The organism is Synechococcus sp. CCAP 1479/10 (assembly GCF_019038515.1).
Classification (GTDB): domain Bacteria; phylum Cyanobacteriota; class Cyanobacteriia; order PCC-6307; family Cyanobiaceae; genus Cyanobium.
This window is the reverse complement of record NZ_JAFKRJ010000032.1, coordinates 24,557-39,684: the sequence shown is the minus strand read 5'-3', so window position 1 is coordinate 39,684 and position 15,128 is coordinate 24,557. Positions and strand designations below refer to the sequence as shown.

The window sequence follows — 15,128 nt, the reverse complement described above, 5'->3', positions numbered from 1 at the left end:
GGCCCCCCGCCGTGGCGTGGACGGGGCTCAGCGGCCGGCCTGGGCTCAGCCGACGGCCGGGGCGTGCAGCAGGGCCGGCGGCAGGTGGCCGAAGGCGCCGGTGGCCATCACCGCCGGCACCGGGGCGCGGCCCACCTTCACCAGGGCGACGGACTCCCGCTCCACCAGGGCCTCGATCGCGGCCTGGTAGCTGTCGGTGACCAGGCGCGGGTAGAGGCCGATGCCGATGATCGGCACCAGCAGGCAGGAGATCACATAGATCTCCCGCGGCTCGGCGTCGACCAGGTGGGTGTGGGAGGCCAGCTCGGGGTTCTCCTTGCCGAAGAAGATCTCCCGCAGCATCGACAGCAGGTAGATGGGGGTGAGGATCACGCCGATGGCCGCCAGGACGGCGATGACGATGCGGAAGCTGAGGCTGTAGGCCTCACTGGTGGCGAAGCCCACGAACACCATCAGCTCGGAGACGAAGCCGCTCATGCCCGGCAGGGCGAGGGAGGCCAGGGAGCAGACGGTCCAGAGGGCGAACATCTTGCGCATCTTCTGGCCCACCCCGCCCATTTCGTCGAGCTGGAGGGTGTGGGTGCGGTCGTAGGTGGCGCCCACCAGGAAGAACAGGCTGGCCCCGATCAGGCCGTGGCTGATCATCTGGAGCATGGCGCCGCTGGTGCCGAGGGCGCTGAAGCTGCCGATGCCGATCAGCACGAAGCCCATGTGGCTGATCGAGCTGTAGGCGATCTTGCGCTTGAGGTTGCGCTGGGCGAAGGAGGTGAGGGCGGCGTAGATGATGTTGACCACCCCGAGGATCACCAGCAGGGGGGCGAACTGGACGTGGGCCTCGGGCAGCAGCTGCACGTTGAAGCGCAAGAGCGCGTAGCCGCCCATCTTGAGCAGGATGCCCGCCAGCAGCATGTGCACCGGCGCGGTGGCCTCACCGTGGGCATCGGGCAGCCAGGTGTGCAGGGGCACCACCGGCAGCTTGACGCCGAAGGCGATCAGCAGGGCCGCGTAGCAGAGCACCTGGAAGCCCGTGCCGAACTCCTTGGCCGCCAGCACGGTGTACTCGAAGCTGGGGGCGCCGCCGCCGTAGAAGGCCATCGCCAGGCCCGCCAGGAGGATGAACAGGGAACTGCCGGCGGTGTAGAGGATGAACTTGGTGGCGGCGTACTGGCGCTTCTTTCCGCCCCAGATGGCCAGCAGCAGGTACACCGGCAGCAGTTCCAGCTCCCAGGCCAGGAAGAACAGGAGCATGTCCTGCACGGCGAACACGGCGATCTGGCCGCCGTCCATGGCCAGGAGCAGGAAGTAGAAGAGCTTGGGCTTGAAGGTGACCGGCCAGGCGGCCAGGCAGGCCAGGGAGGTGATGAAGCTGGTGAGCAGGATCAGCGGCATCGAGAGGCCGTCGGCCCCCACCGACCAGGCCAGCCCCAGGTCGGGCAGCCACTGCACCCGCTCCACCAGCTGCAGGCCGGGATCGGCCGGGTCATAGCCGCGCAGGTAGGCCGCCACGGTCACCAGGAAGGTGGTGAGGGCGACGCCGAGGGCGTACCAGCGGACCTGCTTGCCATCGCCCTTGTCGGGCACGAAGGGGATCAGCAGAGCGGCGCCGATCGGGAACAGAATCGCGGTGCTCAGCCAGGGAAAGGGCACAGAAACGGTGCTGTCCATCTGGCCGGAGTGTAGAAATCCCTGCCTCCGACCCACCCACCGGATGGGCGTTGTCACACACAGAGGGACTCAGCCGAAGGCGCTGAACAGGAGCACCAGGCCGATGACCCCGCCGAAGACGATCAGGGCATAGAACTGGACCCGGCCGGTCTCGAAGTATTTCAGGCCCTCGCCGCTGCCCAGGGTGAGCAGGCCGGTAAGGTTGACCACCCCATCCACCACCTTGGAGTCGACGTCGAGCACCTGGCGGGCCAGGCGGCGGCTGCCCTGCACGAACAGCTTCTCGTTGATGGCATCGAGGTACCACTTGTTGGCCAGGAACCGGTTGATGGCCGGGAAGCGACCCGCCACGGCGGTGCCCAGGTCGATGCGGTGCAGGGCGTAGGCGAGCACCGCCAGGCCGATGCCGAGGCTGGAGATGGCCACCGAGGCGCCCGCCAGGGGCAGGAACTCGCCCCAGCTGAACTCCTTGGCCACCTCGGCGGCCTCGACGGGGTCGACGAGGTTGCCGAAGCGGCTGTTCCAGGGGGTGCCGAGCAGGCCGATCATCACCGACGGCACCGCCAGCACCACCAGGGGGGCCGCCATCTGCCAGCCCGACTCGTGCGGGTGGCTGGCGTGGGCGTGGTGGTCGTCGTCGGCGGATCCGCCGGAGGGCTGGCCGGCGGCGCTGAGTAGCTGGGCGCGGATGCCGGCGTCCTGGCCGCGGAAGGAGCCCTCAAACGTGAGGAAATAGAGGCGGAACATGTAGAAGGCGGTCATCCCGGCGGTCAGGAAGCCCATGGCCCAGAGCAGCGGGAAGCTGTTGAAGGCCTGGCCGAGGATCTCGTCCTTGCTCCAGAAACCTGCCAGGGGGGGGATGCCGCTGATCGCAATGCAGCCGATCAGGAAGGTGGCGGAGGTGATGGGCATGTATTGGCGCAGGCCGCCCATCAGGCGCATGTCCTGGGCCAGCACGGGCTCGTGGCCCACCACCTCCTCCATGGCGTGGATCACCGAGCCGGAGCCCAGGAACAGCATCGCCTTGAAGAAGGCGTGGGTGACCAGGTGGAACATGCCGGCCACCGGGGCGCCGCAGCCCATGGCCAGCATCATGTAGCCGAGCTGGGAGACGGTGCTGTAGGCCAGCCCCTTCTTCAGATCCATCTGGGTGAGGGCGATCGAGGCCCCCAGGAACAGGGTGATGGTGCCGATCACGGCGATCACCAGCTGCACCTGCGGAAAGGGCTCGTAGACCGGCTGCAGCCGGGCCACCAGGAAGACGCCGGCCGCCACCATGGTGGCGGCGTGGATCAGGGCCGAGATGGGGGTGGGGCCCTCCATGGCGTCGGGCAGCCACACATGCAGGGGGAACTGGGCCGACTTGGCCATCGGACCCATGAACACCAGCAGGCAGAGCAGCACGGCCACCCCGGTGGGCAGGCCGCCACCGGCGACGGCGGCCGAGAGCCGTTCACCGATCTCCTCGAAGCCGAAGCTGCCGGTGGCCCAGAACAGGCCGAGGATCCCCAGCAGCAGGCCGAAGTCGCCGACCCGGTTGACCACGAAGGCCTTCTGGGCGGCGTTGGCGGCGGCGTCACGGTCGTACCAGAAGCCGACGAGCAGGTAGGAGCACATGCCCACCAGCTCCCAGAACACGTAGATCTCGAGCAGGTTGGGGCTGATCACCAGCCCCAGCATCGAGCTGCTGAACAGGGCCAGGTAGGTGAAGAAGCGGACATAGCCCTTGTCGTGGGCCATGTAGCCGTCGGAATAGACCATCACCAGGAGGGCGATGGTGGTGACCAGCGACAGCATCACCGCCCCGAGGGCGTCGACGCGGAAGCCCATCTGCAGGTGGAAGGTGCCGGCGCCGGCCCAGTCGAACAGCACCTCCGTGGCACCGGCTCCGGCCAGCTGCTCGGCCAGGATCGCGAAGCTCAGCACCGCAGCCATGCCCACGCTGGTGATCAGCAGCAGGGCCACCGGCTTGCGCAGGCGGTTGACGGTGCGGTTGAAGGTGATCAGCCCCAGCCCGGTGAGGCAGGCCCCCAGCAGGGGAAGCACCGGGATCAGCCAGGCAAGTTCGGAAGCGGCGGGCATCCTGGGGGCTCTGTTGGCGCGAGTTTAGGCAGGCCCGTCGGTCTGGCTCCGCCTCTGTGGTGGCCTGCCCATCGACCCCCGCCGGCTGGTGGGGGCTTCAGCCCAGCCAGTGGGCGAGGGCCGTGCGCGAGAAGGTGGTGGCGCCGAGGCCGATCCAGCGGTGGGCCCACCAGAACACGCCGATGGCGATGGCGATCCCCAGCTGGGAGGGCCGCAGGAATTCCGCCGCCACCAGCGTCTGGCGGCCGTCCAGAACGGCGGCGAAGGGCAGCACCGAGGTGGAGGCCCGCAGCTCCTCGAAGGCGGCGCCGAAGCGGTGGCGCAGGCGCCGGTCCCCGTTCCAGACGGCGAACAGGTGGTGGCCGATCAGCCCCACGGAGGCCACCAGGGTGAAGCTGGTGCCGATCCAGAGCAGGTGGGTGGCGCACCAGAGCACCTGGCCCACGGCCTGGGGATGGCGGCTCACCCGGATGATCCCCGTGGCGTACAGACGCACCTGGGGCTTGAGCACCGCCGGGATCTCCAGCAGGTTGTAGGTGGCGGGATACAGGAACAGGAAGCTGATGACCGTGCCGGTCCAGACCAGCGGCACCACCCAGGGCTGGTCCTGCAGGTTCCAGAGCCTGACCCCGTCGTAACGGTGGGCGAGAAAGTACCCCACCACCACCACCGCCGAGGGAATGCTGAGCCCGGCGAACAGCAGGCGCCAGAGCCGGGCCCCGATCCGCTCCTCCCCCCAGACCCTCAGGGAGGCCCCGCCGCTGTGGATCAGGGCGAAGAGCACCAGCAGGGCCAGCATCACCACGCTGCTGTGCTGGGGGCCCGCGGTCAGCAGGGGAAGCGAGGCCATGGGATGGGGCGTCCTGGAGCGGATGTGACAGGCCGATTCTTGCCACCGGGAGAGCCCCCTAGAGTTCCGCACGGCCTGCCGGCTCCGGCGAACGGTCCCCCCGCGGCCTCCCCGACCCATGGCAGATCTGCCTTTCACCCTCGACCAGCTGCGCATCCTGCGCGCCATCGCCAGTGAGGGCAGCTTCAAGAAGGCGGCCGACAGCCTCTACGTCACCCAGCCGGCGGTGAGCCTGCAGATCCAGAACCTGGAGAAGCAGCTCGATGTCTCCCTGTTCGACCGCGGCGGCCGCAAGGCCCAGCTCACCGAGGCCGGCCACCTGCTGCTCAGCTACTGCGACCGGATCCTGAGCCAGTGCCAGGAGGCCTGCCGGGCCCTCGACGATCTCCACAACCTGCGCGGCGGCTCCCTGGTGGTGGGGGCGAGCCAGACGACGGGCACCTATCTGATGCCCCGGATGATCGGCCTGTTCCGCCAGAAGTACCCGGACGTGGCGGTGCAGCTGCAGGTGCACAGCACCCGCCGCACCGGCTGGAGCGTGGCCAACGGCCAGATCGACCTGGCGATCATCGGCGGTGAGCTGCCGGCGGATCTCAACGACCTGCTGCAGGTGGTGCCCTACGCCAACGACGAACTGGCCCTGGTGCTGCCCCCCAAGCACCCGCTCTCCCGCCTGCCCGAGCTCACCAAGGACGATCTCTACCGCCTCGGCTTCGTCTGTCTCGACGCCCAGTCCACCACCCGCAAGATGGTGGACCAGCTGCTCAGCCGCTCCAAGCTCGACGTGCAGCGGCTCAAGATCGAGATGGAGCTCAACTCCTTCGAGGCCATCAAGAACGCCGTTCAGGCGGGCCTGGGGGCGGCGTTCCTGCCGGTGGTGTCGATCGAGCGGGAGCTGGCCGCCGGCACCCTGCACCGCCCCCAGGTGGCCGACCTGATGGTGCGGCGCCAGCTGAAGCTGATCACCCACCCGGCCCGCTACTGCTCGCGGGCCGCCGACGCCTTCCGCCGGGAGGTGCTGCCGGTGTTCGCCAGCCCGGACAGCCCCCTGCGCCAGGTGCAGACCACGCCGGGGCTGGCCGAGCGCAACGGCGTCAGAACTGATCGGCCTCAGGGGTGATGCCGACGGCGTCATCGGCGGCCCCGGCGACCCCGCGGGTCTGGAACTTGTTGCCGGTGATGTCCGTCTGGTAGACGCAGCGGACGATCGGCTTGTCGCGCACCGAGCCGATGTAGGCGAAGGTGTTCATGCGCTGCTTGCACTGGCGCATCTGCTCGGCGGTCACGGCGCCCTCCTTCTGCAGCACCGACCAGTTCTCCCGGCGGATGACGCAACCGGGCTGGAGGGTCGGCTGGGTCACGAAGCTGCTGCTCGGGTTCATCGTGGTGTACAGCTCGATGTCCATCACGAAGGCGCTGGCGCCCCACTGCTTGCAGAACTCGGGGTCGGGCACCGCCATGTCGAGCTGCTGGGCGCTGGCGATGTTGCCCTGGTTCCCCTGGGTGGTGCTGGTCACGGCGCTGCCGATGCCGATGCCCACCACCAGCACGCCGGCCAGCACCGCCACCGTGGCCACGTTCAGCTGGATGTTGGGTCCGCCGCCCCCCCCGCCGCCACCGCCGTTGCCGGCGGGGGGCCGGCCGCCGCCGCCACCGTTGCTGCCGCGGCGGCCCTGGGGCCCGTAACGGGGATCCTCCCGGCGGTCATAGCCGGTGGCGAAGCGATCGGCCCGGTCGTCGTAGCGGCCGGAGCGCGCGTCGGCCCGGGGGTCGTAGCGGGGATCGGTGCGGTCGGGTCGGGGCGCGTAGCCGCCCGGTTCGGGGCGGCCGGCGCTGCTGCGGGAGCGGGTCACAGGGTTTCCGGGCTGCGGGGCAGGCCCATCGAGTAGTTCAGAACCCGGGCCTCGGGGTTGTAGCTGAGTTCACCGGCCTGGAGCATCTGACGCACCAGCCCCTCGAGCTCGGAGCCGATGCGGCGCAGGCTGTAGTCGCTCAGTTCCTGGCCGGCCTGGGCCGCCACCAGCTCCCGGAACCGGGCGCGCACCCTCTCGAGGGCCGCCTCGTCCCAGAGGAACTCGTTGTCGGGATCGATGTCGAGGGTGAGCTGATCCGGGTCAGGGATGAGGTCGTTGTTCTCGACCCGCGCCGTGAACAGCCGGATGTGGCGGGTGGTGGACTTGAGCAGCGTCTCGACCATGGGCTCGGCCTCGGGGGCGGGGATCGTCAGAAGGGGGTGGCACCCATTGAGTGCTGCCGCAACTTTAGGTAGGTCGGCGGCCGATTCCGTCGCCGCGGCCCCCCGGCGCCGGTCACCCCTGCCCTGGGAGGCCCGATAAGGTTGCTGCTGATCTCGGGTACGACATGCGGGTTGTCATCGCCGGGGCCGGTCTGGCCGGTCTGTCCTGCGCCAAATACCTCTGCGACGCCGGCCACACCCCGATCGTGCTCGAAGCCAGAGACGTGCTGGGCGGCAAGGTGGCGGCCTGGCAGGACGCCGATGGCGACTGGTACGAAACCGGTCTGCACATCTTCTTCGGCGCCTATCGCAACATGCGCCAACTCTTCGCCGAGTTGGACATCGAGGATCGCCTGCAGTGGAAGTCCCACTCCATGATCTTCAACCAGAAGGAAGTTCCCGGCACCTATAGCCGTTTCGATTTTCCGGCTCTGCCGGCTCCGCTGAACGGGGTGGCGGCGATCCTGGGCAACAACGACATGCTCACCTGGCCGGAGAAGATCGCCTTCGGCCTCGGCCTGGTGCCGGCCATGCTGCGCGGCCAGGCCTATGTGGAGGAATGCGACAAGTACAGCTGGAGCGAATGGCTGCGGATTCATAATATCCCCGAGCGCGTCAACGATGAAGTCTTTCTCGCCATGAGCAAGGCGCTCAACTTCATCAATCCCGAAGAGATCTCCAGCACGGTGGTGCTCACCGCCCTCAACCGCTTCCTCCAGGAAACGGACGGCTCCAAAATGGCCTTCCTGGACGGCAACCCGCCGGAGCGGCTCTGCCAGCCGATGGTCGAGTACATCGAGGCCCGGGGGGGTGAGGTTCATCTGGAGTCGCCCCTCAGGGAGATCCGCATCGACAAGGACGGCGCCGTGACGGGCTTCCGCATCGGCGGCATCAAGGGGCGGCCCGAGCGCGAGATCCAGGCCGACGCCTACGTGAGCGCCATGCCCGTTGATCCGCTCAAGCTGCTGCTGCCGGACGCCTGGAAGTCGCTGCCCTACTTCAGCAAGCTCGAGGGGCTGCGGGGGGTGCCGGTGATCAACATCCATCTCTGGTTTGACCGCAAGCTCACGGACATCGACCACCTGCTGTTCAGCCGTTCCGACCTGCTCAGCGTCTATGCCGACATGAGCAACACCTGCCGGGAGTACGAGGATCCCGACCGCTCCATGCTGGAGCTGGTGTTCGCCCCGGCCGCCGACTGGATCGGTCGCCCCGATGCGGAGATCGTGGCCGCCACCATGGAGGAGCTCAAGCGTCTGTTCCCCATCCACTTCACCGGCGACACCCCGGCCGTGCTGCGCAAGTCGGTGGTCGTCAAGACGCCCCTCTCCGTCTACAAGACCGTGCCGGGCTGCCAGCAGCTGCGGCCCTCCCAGGACTCCCCCATCCCGAACTTCTTCCTCGCGGGCTGCTTCACCATGCAGCGCTACCTGGCCTCGATGGAGGGGGCGGTGCTGAGCGGCAAGCTCTGCGCCGCCGCTGTCGACGCACACCTCTCCGGCAGTGGCCAGGGTCCGGCCCCCGCCCAGAGCCTGGCGACGGTGTGAGTGTGCTGGCCCCGCTGCCCCTCGACCGCGCTTCCGACCTGGAGGAGGCCTACGAATCCTGCCGACAGGAGACGGCGCAGTGGGCCAAGACCTTCTATCTCGGCACGATGCTGCTGCCGCCGGCCAAGCGCCGGGCGATCTGGGCGATCTACGTCTGGTGCCGCCGCACTGACGAACTGATGGACAGCGCCCAGGCCCAGACGCTGTCGGCCGAGGTCCTGCTGGAGCGTCTCGATGCCTGGGAGGAGCGCACGCGCGCTCTGTTCGCCGGCCATGCCGTCGATGGCCTCGACCGGGTGATGCTGGACACGATCGAGCGCTTTCCCCAGCCCCTGCAGGCCTACCTCGACATGATCGAGGGTCAGCGGATGGACGTGCTGCGCGACCGCTACGCCAGCTTCTCCGATCTCCAGCTCTACTGCTACCGGGTGGCGGGCACCGTGGGTCTGATGACCCAGGAGGTGATGGGGGTCGATGCGGCCTACACCTCCGCTCCCTGGAGCGAGCGTCCCGACACCTCCGAAGCGGCCGTGGCCCTGGGCATCGCCAACCAGCTGACCAACATCCTGCGGGATGTGGGTGAGGATCGCGGTCGTGGCCGCATCTACCTGCCCCAGGAGGATCTCGACCGCTTCAGTTACTCCGAAGCCGATCTGATGGCCGGGCGTCTCAATGAGAACTGGCAGGCCCTGATGCGGTTCCAGCTGGAGCGGGCCCGGGACTGGTTCAACCGCTCCGAGGCCGGGGTGCGCTGGCTGGCTCCGGATGCCCGCTGGCCGGTGTGGGCATCGCTGCGGCTGTATCGGGGGATCCTTGATGTCATCGAGAGGTTGGATTATGACGTCTTCAATCACCGCGCCTTCGTGCCCAGGGTCGGCAAATTGCTGGATCTCCCCCTCTCCTATGTGATCGCCCAGACGCGATGAAGCGGCGCCCCATCCGCCAGGCCATCGGGCCGCTGAAGCTGCTGCTGCCTGTGTCTGTACGCCTCACCCTCGCCGCCACCGCCGGGCTGACGCTGCCGGGCCCGGCCCTGGCCCAGTCCCTGCCGGCCACGGTCAGCCCTCCCGAGGTCAAGGCGGTGGAGGGACTGGGGGCGGGATGGCCCGGCCCGATGCCCAGCGGCGACCGCCTGCCCCCCTTGCCCCCAGAGCTCCTGGGGGCCCTGACGATGGAGCAGGCGGCAGCCTGGGCCGTGGATCGCAATCCCGTGGTGCGCTCCGCCTATCAGTCGCTGGTGGCCACCCAGAACAGCCTCGGCGCCGCCTACGCCAGCTGGTGGCCGACCCTCAACCTCAGCCTCAATGGCGGGCCCTACGCCTCCAAGACCTTCTACAACTACCCCTTCAGTGCCTCCGCGGGCTTCTCCATCTCGGGCTCCGGTCTCAGCAGTCAGAGGGTGTTCGAGGCCAGCTACTTCCAGGCGATCGGCCAGATCGACACCACCTGGAACCTGATCGATCCCACCCGGTCGGCCACGATCTGGCAGAACAAGTACCTGGTCCGCCAGGCGGCCGACACCTATGTGATCACCCGCCGCGACCAGCGCCTCAAGACCCAGTCGGCCTACATCGATCTGCAGCGGGCCCTCGCCGCCGTCCAGACCGGCCGCCAGATCGTCGAGAACGACGAGCTCCTGTATCGCCTCGCCCAGACCCGGGTGCAGATGGGGGTGGCCTCCAAGCTGGAGGTCTATAAGCAGCAGACGGTTTTGCTGGCCGATCGCCAGGCCCTGCTGGCCGCCGAGCAGCAGGTGGAGACCGCCCGGGCCAACCTCGCCCAGCTTCTGGCCACCCCCAGTCCCGACGCCCTCACCCCCGCCACGCCCTTTGCGCCCCTCGGCGCCTGGGACCATTCCCTCGACGACTCGATCACGGCGAGTCTCGCCTACCGCAAGGTGCTCGAGCAGCAGCTCCTCGCCGTCCAGACCAACGAGGCCCAGGCGCGGATCTACCTGGCCACCTACCGCCCCACCCTGCAGCTGATCACCTCCCTCTACTGGACGAAGGGGGTGGGCTATCTCAACCAGGGCCCGCCGTTCGTGCCCAACGCCCGCTCCGACGAATGGAACGGATCGGCCCTGCTGCAACTGACGTTCACAGGCTTCGACGGCGGCCAGGCCCGCATGAACGCCGCCGCCGCCCGCCGCCAGGCGGCGGCCGCCGCCGAGACCTACAGCGCCACCGTGCTGCAGGTGCGCAGCGACGTGCAATCCCTGGTGGCCCAGGCCCGCTCCGGCCGCAGCATCGTGCTGGCCGGCGCCGAACGGGTCAAAGCGGCCAACGGGGCCCTGCGCCTCCAGACCCTGCGCTTCAACGCCGGCTACGGCACGATCACCGATGTGGTGCAGGCCCAGCAGGAGATCAGCCAGGCGGTGAGCTCCTACATCCAGAACCTGGCCACCTACAACGACACCCTGGTGCAGCTCAGCCGCTCGAGCGGCCTGCAGGTTCAGCCTGATCCCGCCCTGCTCCAGGCGGTGGGCAATCCCCTGCAGACCCTGCGTCTGCCGACCCGGATGGGGCAGATGCGCTGATCTGCTCCAGGCGTCGCTGGCGCATGGCCCGGGCCCGGGCACTGAGCTGCTCGAAGCCGGGGTCGTTGAGGATCGAGCAGACCTGGCCCTGCAGTTCGCTGGCGTTGATGTTGATCTCCATCTGCCGGATCTGGTCCCGCAGGGAGTTCTCCCGGTCCGCCACCGCCCCCGACATGCGGTTGAAGGCCCGCACCAGCCGGCCGATGGCGTCGTCCGACGGGTAGGTGAGGGCCTGATGGCCCTGGCCGTCGGCGATGGCATCGGCGGCGGTCGCCAGCTCCCGCAGCTCCCGCCGGATGCCGCGGGCGATCAGCCAGGCGGCGACGCCGCTGGCGCTGATCAGGATCAGGGTGAGGATCACCAGCCGGCGGACCATCTCGTCCTTGGCCTCCTGCATCGGCAGGAGGGCATCCGCGAGGGCCTCCTCCTCCACGGAGACGACCGCCAGCCAGTTCCACTCCGGGAAGGCGGCGATGTACAGGTGCTGCAGCACCGGGGTGGTGGAGCCCGGGGGGCGCACCATGGCCTTGCGCTCGAAGGGCTCGCTATGGCCGAGGGTGCGTGGATCGGGAATGCCGCCGTTCTGGCGCAGGGCCATGGCCAGGTCGATGCAGGCCTGGGTGTCCACGGTCTGGTAGCTGCAGTACAGCCCACCGGTGGGGGTGATGCCGAAGAAGGCCGCCTGGTGGGTCTCGGCGGGGAAGAGGCTGGAGCCGGCGGCGAGGAGCTTGGAAGCGGCCTGGGTGCTGACGTCCACCAGCAGGGCCAGGTGGCCTTCGCCGGGTTGCCGACCCGAAAGGACGGTCAGCCGGGCCATCCGCCATTCCCCATCCAGCTGCAGCATGGCGCTGCGACTCATCTCCGCAGCCGGAGCGCCCTTGAAGAGGTGTTGGAAGTCGTCCACCGTGGCTGGCAGGGCAGGGGCGCCGGGCTCCAGGGCCTGGCCCTGGCTGGTGATGCCCGTGAGCCGGCGCCAGGTGCCGCTGCGGTCGCGGTAGTAGACGGCGGCCCGCTCCCGCAGCAGGGCCAGGGGGAGTCGCAGCCGGTCGTTGAGCAGGGCCGGGGCCTGGGCCTGCGTCAGGGGCTGGCCCTTCCAGGACAGGCGGCCTTCGGTGTCCATCCGCAACGGCGCCAGGGCCTTGCGCAGGTCCTTGGAGTCCTGACGGATGACCCGGCTGAACTCCTCCGCCGACTTCTCGATGATCGAGGTGGTGACCGCCAGGGAGGAGAGGTTGTCGTGGTCGAACATGGTGCTGATCTCGATCCGGGCCTTCTGGGCCAGGCGGATCGAGCCGATGGTGGCCAGCGCCAGGAAGATCGCCAGGCTCACGAGCGGGCCGCTGACCCCCAGGAGCATCAGCCGCACGGACAGGCGCAAGGGTCGCCCCCTCCTCACCCCCGCTGTCCGTTGAGGCCGTCCCGCGAGCCGTTGGCGAATCGTCAAAAGGGCCTTCAACGCCATGCCTATGATTTTCCCACGTCCGTGAGATGGATCGCTTCATGACCAGGATCCTTTCCGTCCATTCCTTCCGCGGTGGAACGGGAAAATCCAACCTCTCGGCGAATCTGGCGGCCGCATTCGCGGCCCGCGGACTCAGGGTCGGCGTCTTCGACACCGATCTTGCTTCACCAGGTATTCATGTGCTGTTTGGGTTCACGGCAGGGCCGGAATCCCATACGCTCAATGATCATCTTCAGGGCTCCATTCCGATTGAACAGTGCTCCCATGACGTCACCCCCGCCTCGATGGCGGGCGGCAAGGGGCGCATCTTTCTGGTGCCTGCCGCCATGGAGGGCGACCGGATCGCCCGGCTGCTGCGGGAAGGCTATGAAGTGGAGCGGCTCAACGATGCCCTGTTCAGCCTGGGCCAGAGCCAGCACCTGGATCTGCTGATCGTGGACACCCACCCCGGGATCAACGAGGAGACCCTGCTCACCACCGCCATCTCCGACTGTCTGGTGATGGTGATGCGCCCCGACCAGCAGGACTACCTCGGCACGGCCGTGGCGATCGAAGTGGCCCAGAGGCTGATGGTGCCCGAGGCCCGCCTGGTGGTGAACAAGCTGCCGGCCCATTTCGACGCCGAACAGGTGCGCGCCCGGGTGGCCCAGAGCTATGGCATTCCCGTCGGAGCGATCCTGCCCCTCAGCGACGACCTGCTCACCATCGCCAGTGGCAGCCTGGCCCTGATGGATGTCCCCACCCATCCCTGGAGCACCGGGGTGACCCAACTCGCGGCTGACCTCGCCGATGCGCTCCTCTGAGCCCGACAACGGTGCTGATCCCGCCGCCGCCGGCCCGCTGACCATGGCCCGGCTGCTGGCGCTCGAACCCGCCGCGTTGCGCCAGCTGCTGACGACGGGCCTGCGGGCCGGACTGGCCGAGGCCGAGCTCGACGCCGGTTGTGCGGCCGCGGTGGCCCCGGGTGAGGCGCCGGCGGAGCTGCGGGCCCTTCTGCAGGAGCGGGGCTGGCTGGCCTGGGATCCCGATCGCCAGCGCTGGCGCACCCGGCTGGGCGCCACCAGGCCGGCGGCGCCAACTCAGGGCTGATCCGCCAGCGCCAGCCACTCCTCCAGCGCCGGGTTCACCAGGGAGGGATTTTCGTCGTGGGGGCAGTGGCCGAGGCCGCTCAGGACGCGCAGGTCGCGGACGGCGGCGAAGGCCCCGGCCCAGCGCCGCGCCTCGGCCACCGGCTCCCATGGATCCGCCTCCCCCCACAGCAGCCGGACCGGGATGGTCAGTTCCGCCAGCAGGTCGGGGGCGAGGCGGTCGCGGAAGAGGTTGATGAAGCCCCGGAAGCTCTCGTCGGCGCCGGGGCTGCGCGCCGGGGTCAGCAGCAGCTGCACCAGCTGGTCGTCGATGCCCTCGCCGGAGGGGTAGGCGGCGCCCAGCACCCGGCGGATCACGCCAGGGTTGGCCACCCAGCGGAACAGGCGGCCCGTGAGCCACCGCTGGCGCACCAGGCGCTTGAGCAGGGGCCGGCCGATCCTGCGCAGGGGCGGCTGCTCGCTCAGGCGGCGGTCGTCGAGGCTGCGCTGGGCACAGTCGATCAGGATCACCTGGCGGGCGTCGTCGCCGAGCCTGGCGGCGGCGGCCAGGGCCACGACGCCCCCGATCGAATTGCCGACCAGCTGGACCGGCGTGCCGATCACCTCCCGCACGAAGGCGGCCACCTGGTCGGCCCACAGGTCGATGCCGTAGCGGAGCGCCAGCCCATCCTCCGGCTCATCCTCGAGCCGGGAGGGGGGCTTGCTGCTGGCCCCGAAACCCACCAGGTCGATGGCGTAGACCGGGCGCCGGCCGGCCAGCGCCGGCAGGTTGTGGCGCCAGTGCTCCTTGCAGGCGCCGAAGCCGTGGATCAGCAGCACGGGCAGCGCCCCGCTCGCCTCCGGGGCCGCCGATGCCTGGGTCACGTAGCTGATCGTCTGCCCCTGCCACGACCAGCTGCCCAGCCAGTCCGCCGGGAAGATCGTGCCGTCGTCGGCCGGGAGTGTGACGGTCATGGGGCCTGGGGTCGGGGGACTCAATGGGACCCCTTCCAGGGTTCGACCCTGCCATCTTCGATGGCCCAGATCCGATCGGCGTCATCCAGCAGGCGCAGGTCGTGGGTCACCAGCAGCACGGAGCTGCCCCGTTTGCGGCAGAGGTCGCCCAGCAGGGCCACCACCTCCTGGCCGGAGCTGCTGTCGAGGGAGGCGGTGGGTTCGTCCGCCAGGACCAGATCGGGCTCGGGGGCCAGGGCCCGGGCGATCGCCACCCGCTGCCGCTGGCCGCCGGAGAGCTCGGAGGGGAAGTGGTGCAGACGGTGGCCCAGACCCACCGCCTCGAGCAGGGCGGTGGCCCGGTGCCGGCGCCGCTCGGGGTCCGGCTCGCTCAGCTGCAGCACGAGCGCCACGTTCTGCAGGCTGGTGAGGGAGGCCACCAGGTTGTGGCTCTGGAAGATGAAGCCGATGCGGCGGCGGATCTCCACCCGCATCCGCTCGCTGGAGCGCCGCACCTCACTGCCCAGCACCCGCAGGGAGCCCTCCTGGACGGATCGCAGCGCCCCCACCAGGGTGAGCAGGGTGCTCTTGCCGCTGCCGGAGGGCCCCACCAGCAGGGTGATCTCACCGGGGTTCACGGTGAAGCTGATCCCGTGCAGGATCTCGCTGCGCAGCGGACCTTCCCCGTAGGCGTGGCGCAGATTCTCGGCGACGACAGGCAGCATCGGG

14 protein-coding genes are annotated in these 15,128 nt (G+C 69.2%); 6 read left to right on the top strand and 8 right to left on the bottom strand.

All coding sequences use genetic code 11. The features are described 5' to 3' along the window. Positions 1-45: 45 nt before the first annotated feature. From KUG39_RS12170 to KUG39_RS12160, 3 genes are all read right to left on the bottom strand, one after another. A complete protein-coding gene (locus tag KUG39_RS12170) occupies positions 46-1,665 on the bottom strand; it encodes an NAD(P)H-quinone oxidoreductase subunit 4 (protein ID WP_216915160.1) in 1,620 nt (539 codons plus the stop codon). A gap of 69 nt (positions 1,666-1,734) precedes the next feature. Beyond that, positions 1,735-3,747, bottom strand: a complete 2,013-nt coding sequence (locus KUG39_RS12165) for an NAD(P)H-quinone oxidoreductase subunit 5 (protein ID WP_216915158.1) — start codon at positions 3,745-3,747, stop codon at positions 1,735-1,737. A gap of 97 nt (positions 3,748-3,844) precedes the next feature. Further along, positions 3,845-4,597 (bottom strand): NnrU family protein, encoded by a 753-nt coding sequence (locus KUG39_RS12160; protein WP_216915156.1) that lies wholly within the window; start codon positions 4,595-4,597, stop codon positions 3,845-3,847. 118 nt (positions 4,598-4,715) lie between these two features. Between KUG39_RS12160 and KUG39_RS12155 the strand changes: the two genes are divergently transcribed. After that, on the top strand, positions 4,716-5,717 hold the full coding sequence (locus KUG39_RS12155) for a LysR family transcriptional regulator (protein WP_190610497.1): 1,002 nt from the start codon (positions 4,716-4,718) through the stop codon (positions 5,715-5,717). On the opposite strand, the gene KUG39_RS12150 is transcribed toward KUG39_RS12155, so the two are convergent. Together KUG39_RS12150 and KUG39_RS12145 are read right to left on the bottom strand one after the other, a co-directional pair. Continuing rightward, positions 5,692-6,450, bottom strand: a complete 759-nt coding sequence (locus tag KUG39_RS12150; RefSeq protein WP_216918315.1) for a DUF3172 domain-containing protein — start codon at positions 6,448-6,450, stop codon at positions 5,692-5,694. The genes KUG39_RS12155 and KUG39_RS12150 overlap by 26 nt on opposite strands. Further along, positions 6,447-6,794, bottom strand: a complete 348-nt coding sequence (locus KUG39_RS12145) for an NAD(P)H-quinone oxidoreductase subunit M (protein ID WP_216915150.1) — start codon at positions 6,792-6,794, stop codon at positions 6,447-6,449. Before KUG39_RS12145 ends, KUG39_RS12150 begins: the two co-directional genes overlap by 4 nt. Before the next feature lie 164 nt (positions 6,795-6,958). Here KUG39_RS12145 and pds point away from each other — a divergent pair, with 164 nt between their 5' ends. From pds to KUG39_RS12130, 3 genes are read left to right on the top strand one after another with little or no spacing between them, the layout of a single operon-like run. Then, complete coding sequence (pds, locus tag KUG39_RS12140) at positions 6,959-8,380, top strand: 15-cis-phytoene desaturase (RefSeq protein WP_216915148.1); 1,422 nt, start codon at positions 6,959-6,961, stop codon at positions 8,378-8,380. After that, complete coding sequence (locus KUG39_RS12135; protein ID WP_502988648.1) at positions 8,377-9,306, top strand: phytoene synthase; 930 nt, start codon at positions 8,377-8,379, stop codon at positions 9,304-9,306. Before pds ends, KUG39_RS12135 begins: the two co-directional genes overlap by 4 nt. After that, entirely contained in the window at positions 9,303-10,916 is a 1,614-nt protein-coding gene (locus tag KUG39_RS12130; RefSeq protein ID WP_216915146.1) for a TolC family protein, read from the top strand. Before KUG39_RS12135 ends, KUG39_RS12130 begins: the two co-directional genes overlap by 4 nt. On the opposite strand, the gene KUG39_RS12125 is transcribed toward KUG39_RS12130, so the two are convergent. Next, positions 10,807-12,294, bottom strand: a complete 1,488-nt coding sequence (locus tag KUG39_RS12125; protein WP_216915143.1) for a HAMP domain-containing protein — start codon at positions 12,292-12,294, stop codon at positions 10,807-10,809. The two genes, KUG39_RS12130 and KUG39_RS12125, sit on opposite strands and share 110 nt — an antisense overlap. A gap of 122 nt (positions 12,295-12,416) precedes the next feature. On the opposite strand from KUG39_RS12125, the gene KUG39_RS12120 reads away from it, so the two are divergent. After that, positions 12,417-13,181, top strand: coding sequence for a MinD/ParA family ATP-binding protein (locus KUG39_RS12120; RefSeq protein ID WP_094586755.1), 765 nt, complete (start codon positions 12,417-12,419; stop codon positions 13,179-13,181). Continuing rightward, positions 13,168-13,467 carry a hypothetical protein gene (locus tag KUG39_RS12115; RefSeq protein ID WP_216915141.1) on the top strand — a complete coding sequence of 100 codons (300 nt, stop codon included), beginning with the start codon at positions 13,168-13,170 and terminating at the stop codon, positions 13,465-13,467. The genes KUG39_RS12120 and KUG39_RS12115 overlap by 14 nt, the downstream gene beginning before the upstream one ends. Here the strand turns inward: KUG39_RS12115 and KUG39_RS12110 are convergent. Continuing rightward, positions 13,458-14,420 (bottom strand): alpha/beta fold hydrolase, encoded by a 963-nt coding sequence (locus KUG39_RS12110; RefSeq protein ID WP_216915139.1) that lies wholly within the window; start codon positions 14,418-14,420, stop codon positions 13,458-13,460. The genes KUG39_RS12115 and KUG39_RS12110 overlap by 10 nt on opposite strands. Before the next feature lie 20 nt (positions 14,421-14,440). After that, a complete protein-coding gene (locus KUG39_RS12105; protein WP_094586704.1) occupies positions 14,441-15,124 on the bottom strand; it encodes an ABC transporter ATP-binding protein in 684 nt (227 codons plus the stop codon). Between the last annotated feature and the right edge of the window lie 4 nt (positions 15,125-15,128).